The following is a 2,629-nucleotide window of genomic DNA, read 5'->3' as shown; positions in this document are numbered from 1 at the left end:
GGGCCGCGACCGTCATCACGCTCGCCTTGGATCAGGTCCGGCACAGCTGCCTCCCGGAGGCCGCGGCGGCGATGGAGCACGCCCTGACCCGCACCGCGGCCGAGAACGACGCCGACTTCCTGGCCCGGGTCAGCCGCAGCTGGACTGAGGCGCTGGACCAGGACGGCGCCGAACCTTCCGAGGAATTGCTCCGCCAGCTCCAGGGCGCCTTTCTCCGCAAACCCCGGCACGGCCTGCAGCACCTGGAAATCTTCGCCACCACGGACCAGTTCGAACACCTGATCACCGTGATGAACACCGCCACCAACCCCCGCACCGGCGAAGGCACCGGCCAGGGCACCGCCACCGGCAACACGGCGCAGGCCGGACCGGGTGAGGACGGGGCGGCGGAGTGGGAAGCCGCCGGGCACAGCCCTGCCGGTACTGACGCCGCCAGCGGCATGAGTGCTGCCGGCGTTGGCACTCCCGGGGCCGTCCGGGCCGACACCGGCGCGGCTGATGAGCCCGCCACGGCCGAAGAGGACCCNGTCGGCGCGTGCAAAGCAGCCCTCGCCACCGGGGGGCTGCCCGCCGCGGGCGGGCTCCGGCCCCAGGTCATGGCCACCATTGACTACCGGGACCTGCTCACCCGGCTCGGGACGACTCCCGCCGAAGCAGGCGCCGCTGCCAACACCGCACAGCACAGCACGGGAACCAGGCACGGCACCGGGACGCTGCTGTTCACCGGTCCAGTCACCGCCGGCACCGTCCGCAAAATCGCCTGCGACGCCGACATCATCCCGGTTGTCCTCGGCGGGGAGGGCCAGATCCTGGACATCGGCCGCGCCTCCCGGGTCTTCCCGCCGCATATCCGCAAGGCCATCACGGCCCGGGACCGGGGCTGCGCCTTCCCGCAATGCACCATTCCGGCGCCGTGGTGCGAGGCCCACCACATCACTTACTGGTCCCGCGGCGGAACCACCGGAACCGGCAACGGCACCCTGCTCTGCTCCCATCACCACCACGTGATCCATAAGGAACACTGGAGCATCCAGATGCGCACCGGCATCCCCTGGTTCATCCCGCCACCCCACCTCGACCCCGCCCGGACACCCCGCCGGAATAGCTACTTCCGCCTGGAGTGACCCCGTCGCCGCCTACGGCTAGTTCCGCCGACGCGTCACCGCCCCCACCGCGCGCAATATCGGCTGCGACTCCGACATGTTCCCCGTCGTCCTCGGCGGCGAGGGCAGGTCTGCGGAGCAGACCCAATCACGTAGTAGTTCCGCACCGGAACCACCGGAACCCGGCAACGGGACAGGTCGTTAATAAGAGCTCTGGGAGCAGCGGCTATTTCTCAGAGAATCTTGGGCCGAAGACTCACGATTGCAACGCCGTTAGGGCTGCGATACGTTGTGCCTCGAACGACACAATCATGTGGAACCTGGGACGCCACTATTAGGTGGCGCTCAAGTGTGGATATGAGCCACGCGCGTACTCTTTCAAGTAGGGTTTCGCCCGATGGCAAGCTGCACCAAGATCACCTACTCCACCCCCTGGCACGCGAACCGCGCGCTCCAAGAAATCATCCGGCAGGGCTCGTCCTCTGGGGGCAAGTTGCCCGCGAGCGTATACCCATGCGAAGGCTGCAAGGGATGGCACCTGACCTCCAAAAGGGCAGCTGGAAAGGCAAAGAAGTGGCAACGCCATTCTTCGTGAAAGTGTCACCAGCGCGCTAAAGGGACCCTGCCGTACTCGCACAACCACGTGATCCACGAGGGTGGCCCATCCGGATGCGGACCGACGGCATGCCCGGTTCATCCCGGCCGCACGTCGACCCGGGCCGGGCCGGGCCTTCGGATGATCGCGCAGGCGCGTCATCAAGAGCAATGGTGATCAGGAGGTCCGGCCGGTGCAACCAGATCAGCCCCGCCGGCCGAGCGGACGTTAGAGGAACTCGGCCCGGCCTTCCATTGCCGAGGACGCCAGTGCGTGTTCCCGCCGCGGGATCCTGCCGGCCGCTTTCGCCAGCCTGCCGGCGATGACGGCATGTTTGAAGGCCTCGCCCATGAGCACCGGATTCTGCGCACGGGTCACCGCAGTAGCCAACAGCACGGCGTCGCAGCCGAGTTCCATCGCCAGGGCAGCGTCCGAGGCCGTGCCGATCCCGGCATCCAGCACCACGGGCACGGACGCGCGCGAGACGATCAGCTCGATGTTGTGCGGGTTCAGGATGCCCAGTCCGGTGCCGATCGGGGCGCCCAACGGCATCACGGCCGTCGCGCCGAGGTTTTCGAGCCGGAGGGCAAGCACGGGGTCGTCGTTCGTGTAGGCGAAGACCTTGAAGCCTCGGGCCACGAGCTGTTCGGTTGCGTCCACGAGTTCGACGGCGTCCGGCAGCAGTGTGTGCTCGTCGGCAATGACTTCGAGCTTGACCCAGTCCGTTTCCAGGGCCTCCCGCGCAAGTTCGGCGGTCAGGACGGCGTCCCTGGCGGTGAAGCAGCCTGCCGTGTTCGGCAGCACCCGGATCTGATGGTCCTCGAGCAGCTGGAACAGCGAGCCCGTCTCCGCTGGCGAATAGCGGCGCATCGCCACCGTGGTCAGCTCCGTCCCGGACGCCACCAGCGCCGCCCCGAGCCCGTCCAGGCTG

The 2,629-nt window shown here is 68.0% G+C and carries 2 protein-coding genes; one reads left to right on the top strand and one right to left on the bottom strand.

Going from position 1 to position 2,629, the window contains the following annotated elements; all coding sequences use genetic code 11:
* The coding region (locus Y706_RS26890) for an HNH endonuclease (RefSeq protein ID WP_043436796.1) at positions 1 to 1,124 on the top strand (1,124 nt) is incomplete at its 5' end.
* A gap of 802 nt (positions 1,125 to 1,926) precedes the next feature.
* Here the strand turns inward: Y706_RS26890 and Y706_RS26880 are convergent.
* On the bottom strand, positions 1,927 to 2,629 hold a 703-nt coding region (locus Y706_RS26880; RefSeq protein WP_043436790.1), incomplete at its 5' end, for a thiazole synthase.

The organism is Arthrobacter sp. I3, assembly GCF_000520575.1.
Taxonomy (GTDB): domain Bacteria; phylum Actinomycetota; class Actinomycetes; order Actinomycetales; family Micrococcaceae; genus Arthrobacter; species Arthrobacter humicola_A.
This window is presented reverse-complemented; position numbering and strand designations above follow the sequence as displayed.